Source organism: Streptococcus oralis ATCC 35037, assembly GCF_900637025.1.
GTDB lineage: Bacteria > Bacillota > Bacilli > Lactobacillales > Streptococcaceae > Streptococcus > Streptococcus oralis.
On sequence record NZ_LR134336.1, the window covers coordinates 946,997 to 963,250 of the forward strand.

The following is a 16,254-nucleotide window of genomic DNA, read 5'->3' on the forward strand; positions in this document are numbered from 1 at the left end:
TAGAAAGGAGACCTCATGACACTTCCAGTTAGAAAATCCCTGCACGATGCGGTTTTACAGGCTTCAAAAGCCGATACTTGGGATCAAGCTACCAAGGAATGGAATGAAGTTTCCTTGATTTTTAATGGCATTGGCCGTAGTAATTGTGTTTGCGGGAATGCCATAAAATACGCCTACGAACTCTTTAATGGTGTCACAGGCCAACGCCTCTTTCCAATCGGTAGTGACTGCGTCCGTCATTTTCATCGTATTATCCTCGATCAGCAACTGGAAGAGGAAGACAAGCTTCTCAGAAAACTTGAAAACCTAACCAGAAAGGCTCAGAAAAAGGAAAAAATCAAGGTCAATAAAAGCGACTTTGACGAACGACTTTTAAAATGGTTTTGGGAAAAAGGTGTTTTCAAAGCCAATCGTGGCAATCATTTTGCGCCTGAGAGAGACTATCAGCTCTTCCTAGAGGTCTTTCAAGGCGGAAGTTGGACCAAGGCAGAGCCAAAGAAGAAGGCTCGTATGGAAGAAGTGCTGGAAAAGTGTATCAAACCTTTTCTACTTGGTAAGACCGATGAACAACTCTACCTTGTCAAACTAGGCAAGGAGAAAATCGACTACGAGCAGCATCTACGGATTCAAGCAGAGAAAGAACGCAAGAAAAGAGATAAAATCGCCAAGCAATACGCTGACAACCTCATTCTTGCCATGGGACCTGCAGAACGAGCCTATCAAGATTACTTTGGCTTTACAGAAACCTTGACCCAAGAAGAACGAAAATGGGAAAAAATCCTCTTTGGAAAAAATAGAGACGAACGGGCTATCAAGGCTAAGCAAAACCAAAAGGAGCTGGAAAAGGATCAGCGGATTGCAGGTCAGGATCCGATTGAACGAAAGCAGAAGCAGACTTGGCTTCTTAATTCTTATTTTCGGGATTTGCCTGATGAAAAAGCTAGATTTTCTCGGCTTCTATTAGAATATCGAAAAAGTGGAGAAGTACTCTTTTCAGATGAATACTTATCTGAGCATCTCATCGATTTTTTCTACAAGATGAAAGCCTTTGAGTTTGAAATTGCACCAGAACAAGTCCGCGATTTTCTAAAAGAATGCCTTCAAGCAGAGCATCTATCATCAGCACAAGAAAGCTGGATTAGAGGGATTCTCCTCAATTGTCTTCATCCGTTCTTAAATAGGTTACTCATATAGAAAAAATCCTACCTTGTCTATGCATGGTAGGATTTAAGTATCTCCAAATATGTACTGGTAAAGTTGGACGACTTTCTGAAAACACTGCGTGTCCATTCTTGTTATTTTTTGAGCATTACGCATCCGAAAATCAAAGGTATACAGTTGAAATGGATTGACAGCGCCATCTACCTTGTCCGAAGAGACAGGAACGAGCAAGCCTTTTTCTGCCAAACGACGTTGGCCGTGAGTGATAGGACAGACAGCCACAAAACCAGTTTGCAAGGCATATTCTCTCCTAGAAACGACCAAGGCAGGTCGCCGTTTCTGGATTTCTCGACCGACTGATGGATCAAAGTCCAGCCAAATGATATCCTGCTTTTCAGGAATATAGTCAGATTTCGCTATCAAGTGACCTTACCCCTTCAAAATCATTTGTCATTCTCAAATCAGTAATCCCATCAAAAGGATCTTTCAGTTTTGGAGCTAAGACAATGACTCCGTCAATCCCTTTGTAGACAACCATTTCTTGACCTTCTGTCATCCCCAAATTTTTAGGAATAGTCACAGTGAGAGAATTCCCTACCTTCCGAGTCTTTACTGTATTCATCGCTCTACCTCCACGAATTAGTATACACTAAGTATATACCTGTTAGCAAAAAAAGTCAAGTAAATCGTGACTGGCATCAAGGATGTTTCGTACCTATACTATTTGTCATTTATTGTGGTCAAAGCCTGTGCAAAAGTTCCTCATTTATGATAGAATAGGTAGTAAGAAAGAAAACGTTTTTACTACGTTTTTTTTAGTCGGAAGGGGAAAAATATTATGGCTACTATTCAATGGTTTCCGGGTCACATGTCTAAGGCTCGGCGGCAAGTTCAGGAGAATCTTAAGTTTGTTGATTTTGTGACGATTTTGGTGGATGCTCGGCTACCTTTATCTAGTCAAAATCCTATGTTAACCAAGATTGTGGGTGATAAACCTAAACTCTTGATCTTGAACAAGGCTGACCTAGCAGACCCAGCAATGACCAAAGAATGGCGTCAGTATTTTGAATCACAGGGAATCCAAACTCTGGCTATCAACTCCAAAGAGCAAGTAACTGTAAAAGTTGTGACAGATGCTGCTAAAAAGCTCATGGCTGATAAGATTGCACGCCAGAAAGAACGAGGTATCAAGATCGAAACCTTGCGGACCATGATTATCGGAATTCCAAATGCCGGTAAGTCAACTCTCATGAACCGTTTGGCTGGGAAAAAGATTGCAGTTGTCGGCAATAAACCAGGTGTTACCAAGGGGCAACAGTGGCTCAAAACCAACAAAGACCTTGAAATTTTAGACACACCAGGGATTCTCTGGCCTAAATTTGAAGACGAAACCGTTGCTTTGAAACTAGCCTTGACTGGAGCAATTAAAGATCAACTACTCCCAATGGATGAAGTGACCATTTTTGGTCTCAATTATTTCAAAAAACATTATCCAGAAAAGCTAGCTGAACGCTTCAAACAAATGAAGATAGAAGAAGAAGCACCTGTTATCATCATGGATATGACCCGTGCTCTCGGTTTCCGAGATGATTACGACCGCTTTTACAGCCTCTTCGTCAAGGAAGTCCGTGATGGAAAGCTCGGTAACTACACCTTAGATACATTGGACGACATCGATGACGACGATTAAAGAAATCAAAGAACTTCTTGCCACTGTCAAAGAATTAGACAATCCCCTTTTTCTTGAACTGGAAAAGGATCCTCGTTCTGGGGTTCAAAAGGAAATCAGCAAACGTAAAAAAGCCATTCAGGCTGAACTGGATGAAGACCTTCGCCTGGAAACTATGCTTTCTTATGAAAAAGAACTTTATAAGCAAGGATTGACTCTAATTGCAGGTGTTGACGAGGTTGGCCGTGGTCCTCTTGCTGGACCTGTAGTCGCTGCAGCCGTTATCTTGCCGAAAAATTGTAAGATTAGAGGCCTCAACGATAGCAAGAAGATCCCCAAAAAGAAACATTTGGAAATTTATCATGCTGTTCAAGATCAAGCCTTGGCAATCGGTATTGGTATCATGGATAATCAGGTCATCGACCAAGTCAATATCTATGAAGCAACCAAGCTGGCCATGAAGGAAGCAATTTCCCAGGTCAGTCCGAAACCTGAGCACCTCTTGATAGACGCCATGAAACTGGAGTTGTCGATTCCCCAAACAGCAATCATCAAAGGAGATGCCAACTCTCTCTCAATCGCAGCTGCATCTATAGTAGCCAAGGTGACACGGGATGAATTGATGAAGGAATATGATCAGCAATATCCTGGATATGATTTTACAGCTAATGCAGGTTATGGAACAGCTAAACACCTAGAAGGACTGGAAAAACTAGGTGTCACCCCAATTCACCGAACCAGTTTTGAACCAGTCAAAACACTGGTTTCAATTAAGAAAGACAAGTAAGAGGAAATGATTATGGAGGAACAGTCAGAAACACTCAGTTCCAAGAAAGAATTTGCCTTTGCCTCAAGTACCATATTATCCCAAGTTGGACGAGGAATCATTGTTGGTCTCGTCGTCGGTCTAATCGTCGGATCCTTTCGTTTCTTAATCGAAAAGGGCTTCCACCTGCTACAAGGACTCTATCAAGATCAAGCGCACCTAGTGCGCAATCTTTTTATCATTGGCCTATTTTATGTATTCGTTTGCTGGCTTAGTGCGAAACTAACTCGGTCAGAAAAAGATATCAAGGGTTCAGGAATTCCTCAAGTCGAAGCCGAACTAAAGGGACTGATGACTCTTAACTGGTGGAGTGTCCTCTGGAAGAAATATGTATTAGGTATTCTTGCTATTGCCAGTGGCCTTATGCTAGGTCGAGAAGGGCCAAGTATTCAACTTGGAGCGGTCGGTGGTAAAGGCATTGCCAATTGGCTCAAATCCAGCCCAGTAGAGGAACGTTCCCTGATCGCCAGTGGAGCTGCTGCAGGTTTAGCCGCTGCCTTTAATGCACCGATTGCAGGTCTCCTCTTTGTTGTGGAGGAAGTCTATCACCATTTTTCACGATTTTTCTGGGTCTCAACTCTAGCAGCCAGTCTCGTAGCAAACTTTGTTTCTCTGCTCATATTTGGCTTAACACCCGTACTGGATATGCCAGACAACATTCCTCTCATGAACCTAGACCAGTATTGGATTTACCTCCTTATGGGAGTTTTTCTCGGACTTTCTGGTTTTTTCTATGAGAAAGCTGTACTCAATGTTGGTCGAGTTTATGAGTGGATTGGTCAAAAAATCCATTTGGATAAAGCTTATTATCCAATCCTAGCCTTTATCCTTATCATACCAGTCGGGATTTTCTTGCCACAAATCCTTGGTGGTGGAAATCAGCTTGTTCTTTCCCTAACTGAGCAAAATTTTAGTTTTCAAGTTCTATTAGCTTACTTTTTGATTCGCTTTGTTTGGAGCATGATTAGCTATGGAAGTGGCCTCCCAGGAGGAATCTTCCTACCAATTTTGGCGCTTGGTTCCTTACTTGGTGCCCTAGTTGGTGTCATTTGTGTCAATCTTGGACTTGTCAGTCAGGAGCAATTCCCTATATTTGTCATTCTGGGAATGAGTGGCTACTTTGGAGCAATATCTAAAGCTCCCTTAACCGCTATGATTCTGGTAACCGAAATGGTAGGTGACATTCGCAATCTCATGCCACTTGGATTGGTAACCCTAGTTGCCTATATCATCATGGATTTACTTAAAGGTGCGCCAGTCTATGAGGCCATGCTAGAAAAAATGCTACCAGAAGAAGCAACAGACGAGGGAGAAGTCACCCTCATAGAAATCCCTGTGTCTGACAAAATCGCTGGAAAACAGGTTCACGAGCTCAACTTGCCACATAACGTACTCATTACCACCCAAGTCCATAATGGCAAGAGCCAAACAGTTAACGGCTCAACTAGAATGTATCTGGGTGATATGATTCACCTGGTGATTCCAAAAAGTGAAATTGGAAAAGTCAAAGATTTGTTGTTATAAGTTCTGTTTACATAATTTATTTTACGTAAAATATCATTGAAAGGATTCTCTATGAAAAGAAATAAGGCAATTGCAGTATATTTGCTGGGCACTTTTAGCCAAATAATATCAGCTTGTCTCCTTTTCTTTCTCTTGAATCATTTTTCTGTTCATTCCAATCTATTAACTATTTTAGGAATCATTGTTGGTGGGATTTCCTCAGCTCTTTGGGGAATAATTGTTGCAAATCACTATTTTCATATTCCTTATAAGAAGATCGTTAACGATTTTTTTAACATTCATACCAGTTACAAACATTATTTATTATCTTTTTTCCTTATTGTCCTTGATTTTTCTTTTCTAATGTTTGGTGGGCAAATAGTAGAATTTAGCTGGTATCTCCCATTTTTGATGTTCTTCAAATTTATTGTCTTTGGCGGTATAGAAGAGATTGGATGGCGATATGTTTTTCAACCAATCTTACAAGAGAAGCTACCATATTTTTACTCAACAATCCTAACCTTTTTCAGCTGGGCAATTTGGCATCTGTTGTTCTTTTACATAGATGGTTCCCTAGCAACTCTGCAAATTCTACCGTTTTTATTTGGATTGCTGACGAATTCTTTCATACTCTCAGCTCTTTATATCAAAACAAAGAATCTCTGGATTTGCGTTATGACACATTCGATCATTAATGTCTTGTCTCAGCTAACCATAGATACTAATCGATACGAAACCTACCTAATCAAAATTTTCGTCATATTGGTATCCTGCTATATGGTAATACATAAAAAAGATGAGTATAATCGGTATAAATAAAATTAATATAAATCTTCAAAACCAAATCAAAAAAGATTTGGTTTTTTAAGAATTAGAAATCTATTTTTCAGTATATAGTATGATTTTTACCCCCTACTTTGTAAAGAATGATTAGAATATTGTATAATAAGAAAAAGGAGAAAAGCATAAATGAATAATTCTGGAATTAAAAAAAGTCATACAAGAATACTAATCATTTTGTTACTCGCAACCACCACAGCAGGAGCTATTTTTATGTTTAGGTTGTTTGGGAAATCTCAAGAAGAACGTCGAAATAGAGAATATGAAGTCAGTTTGGTAAACGCCTTAAAGAATTCCTATGAAGGGATAGAAGAAATCAAAATTTCCAATCCAACATATACGAACCCTCCTGGTGACTGGTCTTGTAAGGTTGATATTTTGTTTGAAGATGGGGAAAAAATATTCTATGGAATTCCACATAACCTAGATGAGATAGAAAATTACAATGGTCGTATGACTTATGGACAGCGAGATTTTCTTAACCGAAGAAAAGGAATAACAACTAATACAGTTACGGTTACATACTCTAACAAAGAAAGAGGGGAACAGTAATGGTATTTAATTATACAGAAAAACAACTTAATGAATTAAATCAAGGGAAAAATGTATACAGTGTCAATGATGAATATGCTGAGATAAAGAGGAAATGATAATGAGTAAAGACAGATTAAGAAAAAGCTATAAACCATTATTCATAGTTTTTCTACTCGCAACTGTCACAACAGGTGGTGTTTTTATGTTTAGTATGTTAGGAAAATCTCAAGAAGAGCGTCGAAATAGAGAGTATGAAGTTAGTTTGGTAAATGCCTTAAAGAATTCATATGAAGGGATTGAGGAGGTACATATAACAGACCCTTCATATGCATCAATTCCGTCTGATGCTTGGGGCGCAAAAGTTAAAATATTTTTCTCTGACAGCAAACAACTAAGTTATATAATCGCATTTAATAAACAAAATAACGAAATAAGAAGTAGAGATTTTCAAAATAGTTCTCGAAAAGATGATAATCAATATTTAACAAGCCATCATGGAATTACAGAAAACAATGTAAAAGTGATTTATTCAAATGGTGAAACAGGAGAACAGTAATGGTATTTAATTATACTGATAAACAACTTAATGAATTAAACCAAGGGAAGAATGTATACAGTGTCAATGCCGAATACGCTGAGAAAAATAAAAAGCCTTTGGTTACAGAAGCTCCTAATCCGAATCCTTCTTCATCTGATTTCGAAGAGACTAACACCATAACCACCTCCGATGGTCAAGAGTTTCGTGTTATTGCGACTAAGTCACGCCGAGGAACAGGTTTTGATGGTTTGGCAGTAGTTCCTATAGTCAACGGTGAACCCGATTATAAAAGTATAGCTGTGATCGCTGCTGGGACAGATCCTGATAGTCCTACTAAGATTGACAGATGTAAAACAACTTTTTCTTATTATAGTGTAATATAGACTAATCTTATAGTGTAATAAGAAAAAGGAGAACAACTTAAATGAATAATTCTGGCATCAAAAGGAGTTATAAAAGGTTACTAATTGTTTTGTCACTCGCAATTATTACAGCAGGAGGTATTTTTATGTTTAGCATGTTAGGGAAATCTCAAGAAGAACGTCGGAATAGAGAGTATGAAGTTAGTCTTGTCAATGCCTTAAAGAATTCCTATGAAGGGATTGAAGAGATAACAATTACGAATCCCTCGTACAGCTCAATTCCTTCAGATGCTTGGGGAGCTGATGTTAAACTAAAATTTTTTGATGGAACATCTAAGGAACATGTTTTAGCTTTTGATATAAAATCGAATAAAATTAGAATTGGTGTATATAATAACGATGATGAAGAATTTCAGCATTTTTTAAATTCTAGACGAGGTTCTACTAAGTCAAAAGTTAAAGTTAATTATTCGAATGGTTCAGAAGGGGAGCTATGATGAATAAATACATGTATACAGATAAACAACTTAATGAATTGAATCAAGGTCCGAATGTTTACAGTGTTAATACTGAGTTCGCACAGCGTAAAGAAAATCGAACAAATATTGTTACTGCTAAATCAGATAACGAGTTAAAAAAAGGTGAAACCAACACAATAACCACCTCCGATGGTCAAGAATTCCGTTCTTATAGTATAATAAGAAAAAGGAGAACAACTTAAATGAATAATTCTGACATTAATAAAAGTTATAAAAGACTACTAATCGTTTTGTCACTTGCAATCATCTCAGCAGGAGGTGTTTTTATGTTTACTATGTTAGGGAAATCTCAAGAAGAACGTCGAAATAGAGAGTATGAAGTTAGTCTTGTCAATGCCTTAAAGAATTCCTATGAAGGGATTGAAGAGATTAAGATTACGGAACCTTATTATAGTGAGAAGCCAGGATCATGGTCTTGTGATATTGAAATAAAGTTCAGTGATAATCAAATGATAACTTATGGAATTAATCACAGATTAACTTATAAAGAAAACCACGATGGCCTTATGAAAGGAAATACTGATGAAGAAATTAATCAACAGTGGTTGAAACTAAAAAAACACATTGGTAAAACAGAATCTACTGTATTAGTGCAATATTCAAATGGTGAAACAGGAGAACAGTAATGGTATTTAATTATACTGATAAACAATTGAATAATCTAAATCAAGATTTTGCTGTTTATAGTGTTAATAAAGAGTTTTCAGATAGAAATAAAAAGAAATTTGTGACAGATATTCCAAAAAATGAAAATGAAACCAACACTAGATGGTCAAGAATTCCGTGTTGTCGCGACTAAGTCACGCCGAGGAACAGGTTTTGATGGTTTGGCAGTAGTTCCTATAGTCAACGGTGAACCCGATTATAAAAGTATAGCTGTGATTGCTGCTGGCACGGACCCTGGGAATCCTACTAAGACTGACAGATGTAAAGCAACTTTTTCTTATTATAGTGTAATATAGACTAATCTTATAGTATAATAAGAAAAAGGAGGAAATCTTAAATGAATAATTCTGGCATCAAAAAGAGTCATAAAAGATTACTAATCGTTTTGTCACTCGCAATTATCACAGCAGGAGGTATGTTTATGTTTAGCATGTTAGGGAAATCCCAAGAAGAACGTCGAAATAGAGAGTATGAAGTTAGTCTGGTCAATGCCTTAAAAAATTCTTACCAAGGGATAGAAGAGATTAAAATTACAAATCCTGATTATACAAACCCACCGGGATCATGGTCTTGTGATGTCGAAATCAAATTTAATGATGAAAGAAAAACTAAGTATAGGATAGGCCATGGACTACATGATAAAAAGAATTATCAAGGATCATTGACCAATGAAAAAAGGCAATTCCTTAACAATTACAAAGGAGTGACCAACTTTAAAGTAATTGTTACATATTCAGATAATAGCACAGGAGAACAATGATGACATTTTCCTATACAGATGAGCAGTTAAACAATTTGAATAGAGATTATGCTGTATATAGTGTAAATCTTGAATTCGCTAAACGTAAAGGTAGAACTTATGTTAATTCAAATCTAATTGAAAATATATCTCCTGGCGATTTAGAAAAAACCAACACAATAACCACCTCAGATGGTCAAGAATTCCGTGTTGTTGCGACTAAGTCTGACCCAGGAACAGGTTTTGATGGACTAGCCGTTGCACCAATTGTCAATGGTGAACCCGATTATAAAAACGTAGCTGTGATTGCTGCAGGAACGGATCCTGATAGTCCTACTAAGATTGATGTCGCAACTGCGGTTGCAGAAAGAGAAACATCCTTATCTCCCCAATATTTTCTAGCAGACCGATTTGTAAAAGAAATTATGGAAGACCCTAGATATGAAGTCAGTCAACTATCTGGATATTCACAAGGGGCTTATATGCTAAAGGTAGGAGCTAAATACCGCATACCTACGACAACTTTCAACGCCTGGTTTTTTTATCCTTCACTTTCTAACGAGGAAAAAGCATTTATTGATAAAAATCCAGCTATGTTTATTGATTACCGTAAAAAACATGATGACGTAGTCCGTTGGAATGATTTCAATCACCCTGAATTATTTAATAAATCCTTTTTAAAAATGCCTGATACAATATACTGGCTTGATGGATCTAGCCATAAAATTGAGGACTGGGAGTTTGATCCTGTAACTGGTCAAGTTGTTGATGGTAAAGGTGGAAAACCCTTAATTAGTGGCGTTTATAGAGCTTATGCCAACAGTCTCCGAGGAATGGCTCACTACAAGGACTTGAAATCAAAATGGTCAAAGAATGGAATTAGTAGTTCTGAGGAAATATACTTAGATGCAGCTCAAGGTTCGATCTTATCATCATCAATGGCTACAGCAGCCAGAACTGGAGCTGATGAAGTGAGCGCCTTAGCAAAAAAAGCCAATCAAGAATTACAAGAAATTTGGTCCAAGATCGACTTTACAAGCTACACAGCTTTGGCTCCCTATGAGGTTGAGGCCATTTTTGCTAGCCAAGGTATCACTCAAGCACAGTTTATCGATACTTTTCAGGCAGAGACAACACAAACAGTCACTAAGATGAATGCTTCCGCTCAAGCATTTGAACAGTTAGACAAACAATTACAGGATGTCATTGAAAAAACAGTAGCAACAGACACACAATTTGCCAAGGAGTTCAGACAATGGAAAGAAAAGATGTGAAATGGGAGGAAATTAGAGAGAAAGAGAGAGAACTGTTTAATCTAGAAGAACAATATTATCAACAAAAGAAAGAACTCGATGATAAAGCCCTTGATCTAGACGAACGAAATGCAAATTTAGAAAAACTGATGTCTGATGAAGTTGATAAAATGTATCAAGTCTTGAGAAAATTTTCATCAACTGCTGATGATGTTAGAGACTACTTTACAGAAATAGAAAATCTGAGACACTTTTCGGAACAAGTATACCGAGAACATAGAATTAAACTCGAAAATGAGAGAGAAAAAAACGATAACGAGTTTCGCAAAAAAAGAAATGAATTAGAGGAAGAATTTCACAAACTAAGGAGAGATTATGCAAGCACCAATGAATGAATACTACACAGATGAAGAATATCAATATGCACTGAAACAAATGTATCGAATGATGGAAAGAAACCGAATCATTGCGGAAGCAAAGATAGCAATAACAGCAAAAAATAAATTAAAAGAAAACTTTAGTAAGACAGCTAAGAAAATTGCTACAGAAACCAAATCAACTATCACAAGCATAAACAGCCAAATGGACACTGCAATACGAGGAAAAGTTCGCAAGAGTCTTGAAGAAAAGATTCCTAATATGTTACTCAAGTATGATGAAATTTAATAAAATGGTTCAGAGTGAATGGGATAAAGTTAGATATTTTAAAAGTTTCTTATATCATCTTTCCGAAAAACTATAATTTTCTTGAAAAATATATGAGTCTATGCTATACTACTAGTAGACTTAATTATGGAGAAAATACATGAAACGTGAGATTTTACTGGAACGAATCGACAAACTAAAACAAATCATGCCCTGGTATGTTCTGGAATACTACCAATCCAAGCTTGCTGTGCCCTACAGTTTTACAACCTTGTACGAATATCTCAAGGAATACGATCGATTTTTCAGCTGGGTTTTAGAGTCTGGAATTTCAAATGCTGATAAAATGTCTGATATTCCTTTATCTGTCTTGGAAAATATGTCTAAGAAAGATATGGAAGCTTTTATCCTATATCTACGTGAACGTCCATTGCTGAATGCTAATACAACCAAGCAAGGTGTATCTCAGACGACCATCAATCGGACCTTATCAGCACTTTCTAGTCTTTACAAGTATCTAACAGAGGAGGTTGAAAACGACCTGGGAGAACCCTATTTCTATCGTAATGTAATGAAGAAAGTTTCAACCAAGAAAAAGAAAGAAACACTTGCTGCTAGAGCTGAAAACATCAAGCAAAAACTCTTTCTAGGTGATGAAACAGAAGGTTTTCTAACTTATATCGATCAGGAGTACCCACAACAGCTCTCAAATCGCGCTCTCTCATCATTTAATAAGAACAAAGAACGTGATTTAGCCATTATTGCCCTTCTCTTGGCGTCTGGTGTCCGCTTATCTGAAGCTGTTAATTTGGATCTAAGGGACCTTAATCTCAAAATGATGGTGATCGATGTCACTCGAAAAGGGGGGAAACGTGATTCTGTCAATGTCGCTGCTTTTGCTAAGCCTTACCTAGAGAATTATCTAGCCATTCGAAATCAACGCTATAAGACGGAAAAGACAGATACAGCTCTCTTTTTGACCTTATATCGAGGCGTTCCCAATCGTATTGATGCTTCTAGTGTTGAAAAGATGGTTGCTAAGTACTCTGAGGACTTCAAAGTCCGTGTAACTCCACACAAACTACGCCATACCCTGGCGACTAGGCTCTATGATGCTACTAAATCGCAAGTTTTGGTCAGCCATCAGCTAGGACATGCCAGTACACAAGTCACTGACCTCTATACCCATATCGTCAATGATGAACAAAAGAATGCTTTAGATAGTTTATGATTGTTACATATTATAAATTATGTAAAGCAACTATTGCTAAAAAACGAAAGACCAATTCCTTTATCTTTCGTTTTTTATTTATTTAAACTCAATCCAGTAGTTACGGTGAGGCTCTATAATTACTGGTTTACCCCAAAAGGCTTGCAGATAGGCTAGATTTGCTGGGCTTACTGGTTTTTTTGAATCATTGTACTGTTCAGCACTCTCTTTAGTTAGAAAACATTTTACTGCTTCATAAGAAGTACCATCAGCTGATTCTCTTTCGATTCCCATATACGAAATTTCGTCACCATTTTTAAGATCGTCAGTTAACAGTTTACCAATAAAGAATACTGTCTTATCTTTCATAAATTCATAAGCCTTACTATGTTCTAGTCGGTTATTCGCTGCAGCATACATAATACAAAAACTATCAACAATATCTTTCAAAGGCATTAAGTCTTCTTTGTTTACTTTGATTTCATCGGGCAGAAGACCGCCAATTATGAGATTTTGGAAATATGCTTGCTGGATTACATTATCTAAAGCCATTCCTAAAGGTATTTGAACAGCCTGGTATCCTAAAGGCTGAAGCTCTTTGTATTTCTTATCATAATGTTCTTGTGTGATGCTTATATTTAAACTTTCAGTTTGAGAAATTTCCTCATTTCTATAAAAAGCAGCAACATTGCGGTCTAACTGTTCAAATAGATTAAGACTTTCTACTGGAATTTCTAACATAATGAATAACTCCTTTTCATTTTTCATCACTATTATAATCTAATCAGCATGATTATTAAGTTTAACCCTAATAAAAGAATCCATCATAAATGGATTCTTTTTCCTTACCCCACTACTGCTTCAGCTATTTCTTCACGGCTTATACCAGCAAAGTAGCGTGTGATGTCAATAGTTTCTAGTGCTTTGAGGACATCTTCGCGTTCGTATTTCACACCACGAAGGACATCTTCTACAGCTGCAACGTCTTCGATACCAAAGAAGTCACCGTAAATCTTGATATCTTGGATTTTTGATTCAATGACGTTGGCAAAAACTTCAACCTTACCACTAGTGAATTTTGTTCCACGACGGACGTTAAATTCAGGTGATTTACCGTAGTTCCAGTCCCAAGTACCGAACTTGTTATCCTTGATACGATTGATTTCGGCCAATTCTTGCTCAGAAAAAACGTATTCAGTCATCTCTGGATACTCTTTTTTCATGTATTCCAATAGCAAATCGCGGAATTCTTCAACTGTGATTTTTTCTGGTAATTCATTGACAATATTTGTGACACGAGCACGGACGGATTTCACACCTTTTGATTCAAATTTATCTTTTGAAACCTTGAGGGCATTAGCAAGGACTGACAAATCAACGTCAAAGAGCAAGCAACCATGGTGCATGATACGCCCATTGATATAGGCTTGGGCATTGCCACAGAATTTTTTGCCATCAATCTCAAGGTCATTACGGCCTGTGAACTCAGCTTTAACGCCTAGTTGAGCCAAGGTATTGATAACTGGAGTTGAGAAGCTCTTGAAGTCAAAGGCCTTGTTTTCATCTTCTTTTGAAATGATGGTGTAGTTGAGATTGTTCAGATCGTGATAAACAGCTCCACCACCACTGATACGGCGGACTACCTCAATGCCATTTTCTCGAACATAATCACGGTTGATTTCTTCGATGGTGTTCTGATGACGACCAACAATGATAGAAGGTTTGTTAATCCAAAGAAGGAAGATTTGATCCTCACCTAGTAAGTGTTTAAACGCATATTCTTCCAAGGCGATATTAAATGCAGTGTCGTTTGAATGATTGATAATATATTTCATAGTATTTCCAAAAATTTAGTTTTTAAATTCTGTTCATAGCAATCCAATTTTCTAAAGTGGTAAAAAGAAATGTAACGTGTTATCGTTACATTTCTCGGAAAAATTGAGACAAGAGGCTCAACTTTTAGGCATGGAACTCTAATAGAGGTCGCTGCCGTCCCGTACTACTTTAAGAAAATTTAGTTGAAAATCTTATTTATTTTTCTTTGGTGAATGGATAGCCATTCCTAGAACATCCGCAAATGCTTCGTACATAACTTCAGAGTAGGTTGGGTGTCCGTGGATGGTCTTCAGCATTTCCTCAACAGTGATTTCCATTTCGATAATGCTTGATGCCTCGTTAATCAATTCTGCGGCTGCAGGACCAATGATGTGCACACCAAGGATTTCCCCGTATTTCTTATCAGCGATAACTTTTACGAAACCTTGAGCAGCATCAGATGCAATGGCACGACCGTTGGCTGCAAAGTTGAATTTACCGATGGCTACATCGTATTTCTCACGCGCTTGTTCTTCAGTCAAACCTACTGCTGCTACTTCAGGAAGAGTATAGATGGCTGCAGGAGTCAAGTTCAATTTGGCAACAGCATGATTTCCTTTGAGGGCATTTTCAGCAGCAACTTCACCCATGCGGAAGGCTGCGTGCGCCAACATCTTAGTACCGTTGATGTCACCTGGTGCGTAAATACCTGGAACAGAAGTTTCCATGTATTCGTTGACCTTGATACGTCCACGATCCAACTCAAACTCAACATCGCCAATTCCTTCGAGGTCTGGCACACGACCGATTGAAAGAAGAGCTTTGCTAGCGATGATGTCGTCTTTTCCTTCAATCTTGATACGAAGTTGACCATTTTCTTCGATGATTTCTTGCAATTTTGTACCTGTTAAGATAGTCATACCTTTGCGTTCCAAAATCAAGCGAAGATTCTTAGACACTTCCGCATCCATAGCTGGCACGATACGGTCCATCATTTCGATAACAGTTACTTTTGAACCAAATGTCATGAATGCTTGGCCGAGTTCGATACCGACAACCCCACCACCGATGATTACGAGGCTTTCTGGAACTTCGTTCATTTCAAGAATATCATCGCTGGTCATCACAAGTGGAGATTCCATACCAGGGACGTTAATCTTGCTGACTTTTGAACCACCAGCAAGGATAATTTTCTTGGTTTCAAGCAATTCAGAACCATCTACCAAGACATTCTTGTCTTTAGTGATTGTACCAACACCCTTATGAACAGTAACTCCGTAGCTACGAAGAAGACCCGCAACACCACCTACCAAGGTATTGACAACTTTAGATTTAGTTTCTAAAAGTTTATCCATATCTACAGTGAAGTTTGGATTTTCAATGACAATACCACGGTTTGCTGCATGACCGATGTTTTCGATGATTTCAGCGTTGTGAAGGTAGGTCTTAGTTGGGATACATCCACGGTTCAAGCAGGTTCCACCGAGTTCAGATTTCTCAACAAGGGCAACCTTACCACCGAGTTGAGCAGCTTTAATGGCTGCTACATATCCAGCAGGACCTCCACCAATCACAACGATATCAAAGGCATCATCGCTCTTGCCGTCGTCGTTTGAAGCACTAGCTGCAGGTACAGGTTTTGATTCTGGCGCAGCAGCTCCAGCTGTTGGGATATTTTCCCCTTCTTCACCAAGGTAACCGATAACTTCAGTCACTGGGACAGTTTCACCATCTCCTTTGAGGATGGCAATCAAGTACCCATCTTCTTCTGCTTCCAATTCCATGCTGACTTTGTCAGTCATGATTTCCAAAAGGATTTCTCCTTCTTTTACAAATTCACCGACTTTCTTATTCCATTGGACGATTTGTCCTTCTGTCATATCCACGCCGGCTTTTGGCATAATTACTTCTAAGGCCATGTCTTACTTCCTTTATCTAAAACTCTAAAATAACA

The 16,254-nt window shown here is 38.0% G+C and carries 22 protein-coding genes; 17 read left to right on the top strand and 5 right to left on the bottom strand.

The genetic code is table 11. The features are described from left to right. Positions 1-15: 15 nt before the first annotated feature. The gene (locus tag EL140_RS04830) at positions 16-1,194 is read left to right on the top strand and encodes a hypothetical protein (protein ID WP_000174746.1); all 1,179 of its coding nucleotides are present in this window, start codon (positions 16-18) and stop codon (positions 1,192-1,194) included. Positions 1,195-1,227: 33 nt separating this feature from the next. Here EL140_RS04830 and EL140_RS04835 read toward each other — a convergent pair whose 3' ends face one another. Then, complete coding sequence (locus EL140_RS04835; protein ID WP_000560800.1) at positions 1,228-1,584, bottom strand: type II toxin-antitoxin system PemK/MazF family toxin; 357 nt, start codon at positions 1,582-1,584, stop codon at positions 1,228-1,230. Then, a complete protein-coding gene (gene mazE / locus EL140_RS04840; protein ID WP_001098942.1) occupies positions 1,568-1,783 on the bottom strand; it encodes a type II toxin-antitoxin system PemI/MazE family antitoxin in 216 nt (71 codons plus the stop codon). Before mazE ends, EL140_RS04835 begins: the two co-directional genes overlap by 17 nt. Before the next feature lie 216 nt (positions 1,784-1,999). Between mazE and ylqF the strand changes: the two genes are divergently transcribed. The 16 genes from ylqF (at position 2,000) to xerS (ending at position 12,506) form a co-directional block, all read left to right on the top strand. Next, positions 2,000-2,851 carry a ribosome biogenesis GTPase YlqF gene (ylqF, locus tag EL140_RS04845; protein WP_000201310.1) on the top strand — a complete coding sequence of 284 codons (852 nt, stop codon included), beginning with the start codon at positions 2,000-2,002 and terminating at the stop codon, positions 2,849-2,851. Continuing rightward, positions 2,838-3,617 carry a ribonuclease HII gene (locus EL140_RS04850; RefSeq protein ID WP_000207522.1) on the top strand — a complete coding sequence of 260 codons (780 nt, stop codon included), beginning with the start codon at positions 2,838-2,840 and terminating at the stop codon, positions 3,615-3,617. Before ylqF ends, EL140_RS04850 begins: the two co-directional genes overlap by 14 nt. 12 nt (positions 3,618-3,629) lie before the next feature. Then, complete coding sequence (locus EL140_RS04855; protein ID WP_000392580.1) at positions 3,630-5,180, top strand: ClC family H(+)/Cl(-) exchange transporter; 1,551 nt, start codon at positions 3,630-3,632, stop codon at positions 5,178-5,180. A gap of 51 nt (positions 5,181-5,231) precedes the next feature. Beyond that, on the top strand, positions 5,232-5,978 hold the full coding sequence (locus tag EL140_RS04860; RefSeq protein WP_000827854.1) for a CPBP family intramembrane glutamic endopeptidase: 747 nt from the start codon (positions 5,232-5,234) through the stop codon (positions 5,976-5,978). 150 nt (positions 5,979-6,128) lie between these two features. Continuing rightward, positions 6,129-6,551, top strand: coding sequence for a hypothetical protein (locus EL140_RS04865; RefSeq protein WP_001065610.1), 423 nt, complete (start codon positions 6,129-6,131; stop codon positions 6,549-6,551). Positions 6,552-6,645: 94 nt separating this feature from the next. Next, positions 6,646-7,089, top strand: a complete 444-nt coding sequence (locus EL140_RS04870; protein ID WP_000606019.1) for a hypothetical protein — start codon at positions 6,646-6,648, stop codon at positions 7,087-7,089. Next, positions 7,089-7,454 carry a hypothetical protein gene (locus tag EL140_RS04875; RefSeq protein ID WP_000231744.1) on the top strand — a complete coding sequence of 122 codons (366 nt, stop codon included), beginning with the start codon at positions 7,089-7,091 and terminating at the stop codon, positions 7,452-7,454. The genes EL140_RS04870 and EL140_RS04875 overlap by 1 nt, the downstream gene beginning before the upstream one ends. Positions 7,455-7,495: 41 nt before the next feature. Beyond that, the gene (locus EL140_RS04880) at positions 7,496-7,930 is read left to right on the top strand and encodes a hypothetical protein (protein ID WP_001065611.1); all 435 of its coding nucleotides are present in this window, start codon (positions 7,496-7,498) and stop codon (positions 7,928-7,930) included. Then, positions 7,930-8,154 carry a hypothetical protein gene (locus EL140_RS04885; RefSeq protein WP_001046261.1) on the top strand — a complete coding sequence of 75 codons (225 nt, stop codon included), beginning with the start codon at positions 7,930-7,932 and terminating at the stop codon, positions 8,152-8,154. The genes EL140_RS04880 and EL140_RS04885 overlap by 1 nt, the downstream gene beginning before the upstream one ends. Then, the gene (locus tag EL140_RS04890) at positions 8,155-8,598 is read left to right on the top strand and encodes a hypothetical protein (protein ID WP_001065543.1); all 444 of its coding nucleotides are present in this window, start codon (positions 8,155-8,157) and stop codon (positions 8,596-8,598) included. A 126-nt stretch (positions 8,599-8,724) separates the two neighbouring features. Further along, a complete protein-coding gene (locus tag EL140_RS09740; protein WP_232007600.1) occupies positions 8,725-8,934 on the top strand; it encodes a hypothetical protein in 210 nt (69 codons plus the stop codon). Positions 8,935-8,975: 41 nt separating this feature from the next. After that, positions 8,976-9,398, top strand: a complete 423-nt coding sequence (locus tag EL140_RS04900; RefSeq protein WP_001065607.1) for a hypothetical protein — start codon at positions 8,976-8,978, stop codon at positions 9,396-9,398. Beyond that, entirely contained in the window at positions 9,398-10,651 is a 1,254-nt protein-coding gene (locus EL140_RS04905; protein WP_000144639.1) for a type II toxin-antitoxin system RelE family toxin, read from the top strand. The genes EL140_RS04900 and EL140_RS04905 overlap by 1 nt, the downstream gene beginning before the upstream one ends. Continuing rightward, positions 10,633-11,025 carry a coiled-coil domain-containing protein gene (locus tag EL140_RS04910; RefSeq protein ID WP_000439964.1) on the top strand — a complete coding sequence of 131 codons (393 nt, stop codon included), beginning with the start codon at positions 10,633-10,635 and terminating at the stop codon, positions 11,023-11,025. The genes EL140_RS04905 and EL140_RS04910 overlap by 19 nt, the downstream gene beginning before the upstream one ends. After that, complete coding sequence (locus tag EL140_RS04915) at positions 11,006-11,296, top strand: hypothetical protein (RefSeq protein WP_001148764.1); 291 nt, start codon at positions 11,006-11,008, stop codon at positions 11,294-11,296. The genes EL140_RS04910 and EL140_RS04915 overlap by 20 nt, the downstream gene beginning before the upstream one ends. Positions 11,297-11,435: 139 nt before the next feature. Beyond that, positions 11,436-12,506: a tyrosine recombinase XerS gene (xerS, locus tag EL140_RS04920; RefSeq protein WP_000817856.1), complete on the top strand. Its 1,071-nt coding sequence runs from the start codon at positions 11,436-11,438 to the stop codon at positions 12,504-12,506. Positions 12,507-12,584: 78 nt separating this feature from the next. Here xerS and EL140_RS04925 read toward each other — a convergent pair whose 3' ends face one another. The 3 genes from EL140_RS04925 to lpdA all read right to left on the bottom strand — a co-directional run bounded on the left by EL140_RS04925 (position 12,585) and on the right by lpdA (position 16,219). Further along, on the bottom strand, positions 12,585-13,226 hold the full coding sequence (locus tag EL140_RS04925; protein WP_000890071.1) for a hypothetical protein: 642 nt from the start codon (positions 13,224-13,226) through the stop codon (positions 12,585-12,587). Positions 13,227-13,330: 104 nt separating this feature from the next. Continuing rightward, positions 13,331-14,320 (bottom strand): lipoate--protein ligase, encoded by a 990-nt coding sequence (locus tag EL140_RS04930; RefSeq protein WP_000874011.1) that lies wholly within the window; start codon positions 14,318-14,320, stop codon positions 13,331-13,333. 192 nt (positions 14,321-14,512) lie between these two features. Then, entirely contained in the window at positions 14,513-16,219 is a 1,707-nt protein-coding gene (gene lpdA, locus EL140_RS04935) for a dihydrolipoyl dehydrogenase (protein WP_001162885.1), read from the bottom strand. Positions 16,220-16,254 lie beyond the last annotated feature (35 nt).

Excerpts from the sequence above, each read along its gene's own strand:
- EL140_RS04850 (WP_000207522.1), top strand. The coding sequence starts at position 2,838 with ATGACGACGATTAAAGAAATCAAAGAACTTCTTGCCACTGTCAAAGAA.
- EL140_RS04905 (WP_000144639.1), top strand. The coding sequence starts at position 9,398 with ATGACATTTTCCTATACAGATGAGCAGTTAAACAATTTGAATAGAGAT.
- EL140_RS04860 (WP_000827854.1), top strand. The coding sequence starts at position 5,232 with ATGAAAAGAAATAAGGCAATTGCAGTATATTTGCTGGGCACTTTTAGC.
- EL140_RS04910 (WP_000439964.1), top strand. The coding sequence starts at position 10,633 with ATGGAAAGAAAAGATGTGAAATGGGAGGAAATTAGAGAGAAAGAGAGA.
- lpdA (WP_001162885.1), bottom strand. The coding sequence starts at position 16,219 with ATGGCCTTAGAAGTAATTATGCCAAAAGCCGGCGTGGATATGACAGAA.
- EL140_RS04915 (WP_001148764.1), top strand. The coding sequence starts at position 11,006 with ATGCAAGCACCAATGAATGAATACTACACAGATGAAGAATATCAATAT.
- ylqF (WP_000201310.1), top strand. The coding sequence starts at position 2,000 with ATGGCTACTATTCAATGGTTTCCGGGTCACATGTCTAAGGCTCGGCGG.
- EL140_RS04875 (WP_000231744.1), top strand. The coding sequence starts at position 7,089 with ATGGTATTTAATTATACTGATAAACAACTTAATGAATTAAACCAAGGG.
- EL140_RS04890 (WP_001065543.1), top strand. The coding sequence starts at position 8,155 with ATGAATAATTCTGACATTAATAAAAGTTATAAAAGACTACTAATCGTT.
- xerS (WP_000817856.1), top strand. The coding sequence starts at position 11,436 with ATGAAACGTGAGATTTTACTGGAACGAATCGACAAACTAAAACAAATC.
- mazE (WP_001098942.1), bottom strand. The coding sequence starts at position 1,783 with ATGAATACAGTAAAGACTCGGAAGGTAGGGAATTCTCTCACTGTGACT.
- EL140_RS04880 (WP_001065611.1), top strand. The coding sequence starts at position 7,496 with ATGAATAATTCTGGCATCAAAAGGAGTTATAAAAGGTTACTAATTGTT.
- EL140_RS09740 (WP_232007600.1), top strand. The coding sequence starts at position 8,725 with ATGAAACCAACACTAGATGGTCAAGAATTCCGTGTTGTCGCGACTAAG.
- EL140_RS04855 (WP_000392580.1), top strand. The coding sequence starts at position 3,630 with ATGGAGGAACAGTCAGAAACACTCAGTTCCAAGAAAGAATTTGCCTTT.
- EL140_RS04885 (WP_001046261.1), top strand. The coding sequence starts at position 7,930 with ATGAATAAATACATGTATACAGATAAACAACTTAATGAATTGAATCAA.
- EL140_RS04925 (WP_000890071.1), bottom strand. The coding sequence starts at position 13,226 with ATGTTAGAAATTCCAGTAGAAAGTCTTAATCTATTTGAACAGTTAGAC.
- EL140_RS04830 (WP_000174746.1), top strand. The coding sequence starts at position 16 with ATGACACTTCCAGTTAGAAAATCCCTGCACGATGCGGTTTTACAGGCT.
- EL140_RS04930 (WP_000874011.1), bottom strand. The coding sequence starts at position 14,320 with ATGAAATATATTATCAATCATTCAAACGACACTGCATTTAATATCGCC.
- EL140_RS04900 (WP_001065607.1), top strand. The coding sequence starts at position 8,976 with ATGAATAATTCTGGCATCAAAAAGAGTCATAAAAGATTACTAATCGTT.
- EL140_RS04870 (WP_000606019.1), top strand. The coding sequence starts at position 6,646 with ATGATAATGAGTAAAGACAGATTAAGAAAAAGCTATAAACCATTATTC.
- EL140_RS04865 (WP_001065610.1), top strand. The coding sequence starts at position 6,129 with ATGAATAATTCTGGAATTAAAAAAAGTCATACAAGAATACTAATCATT.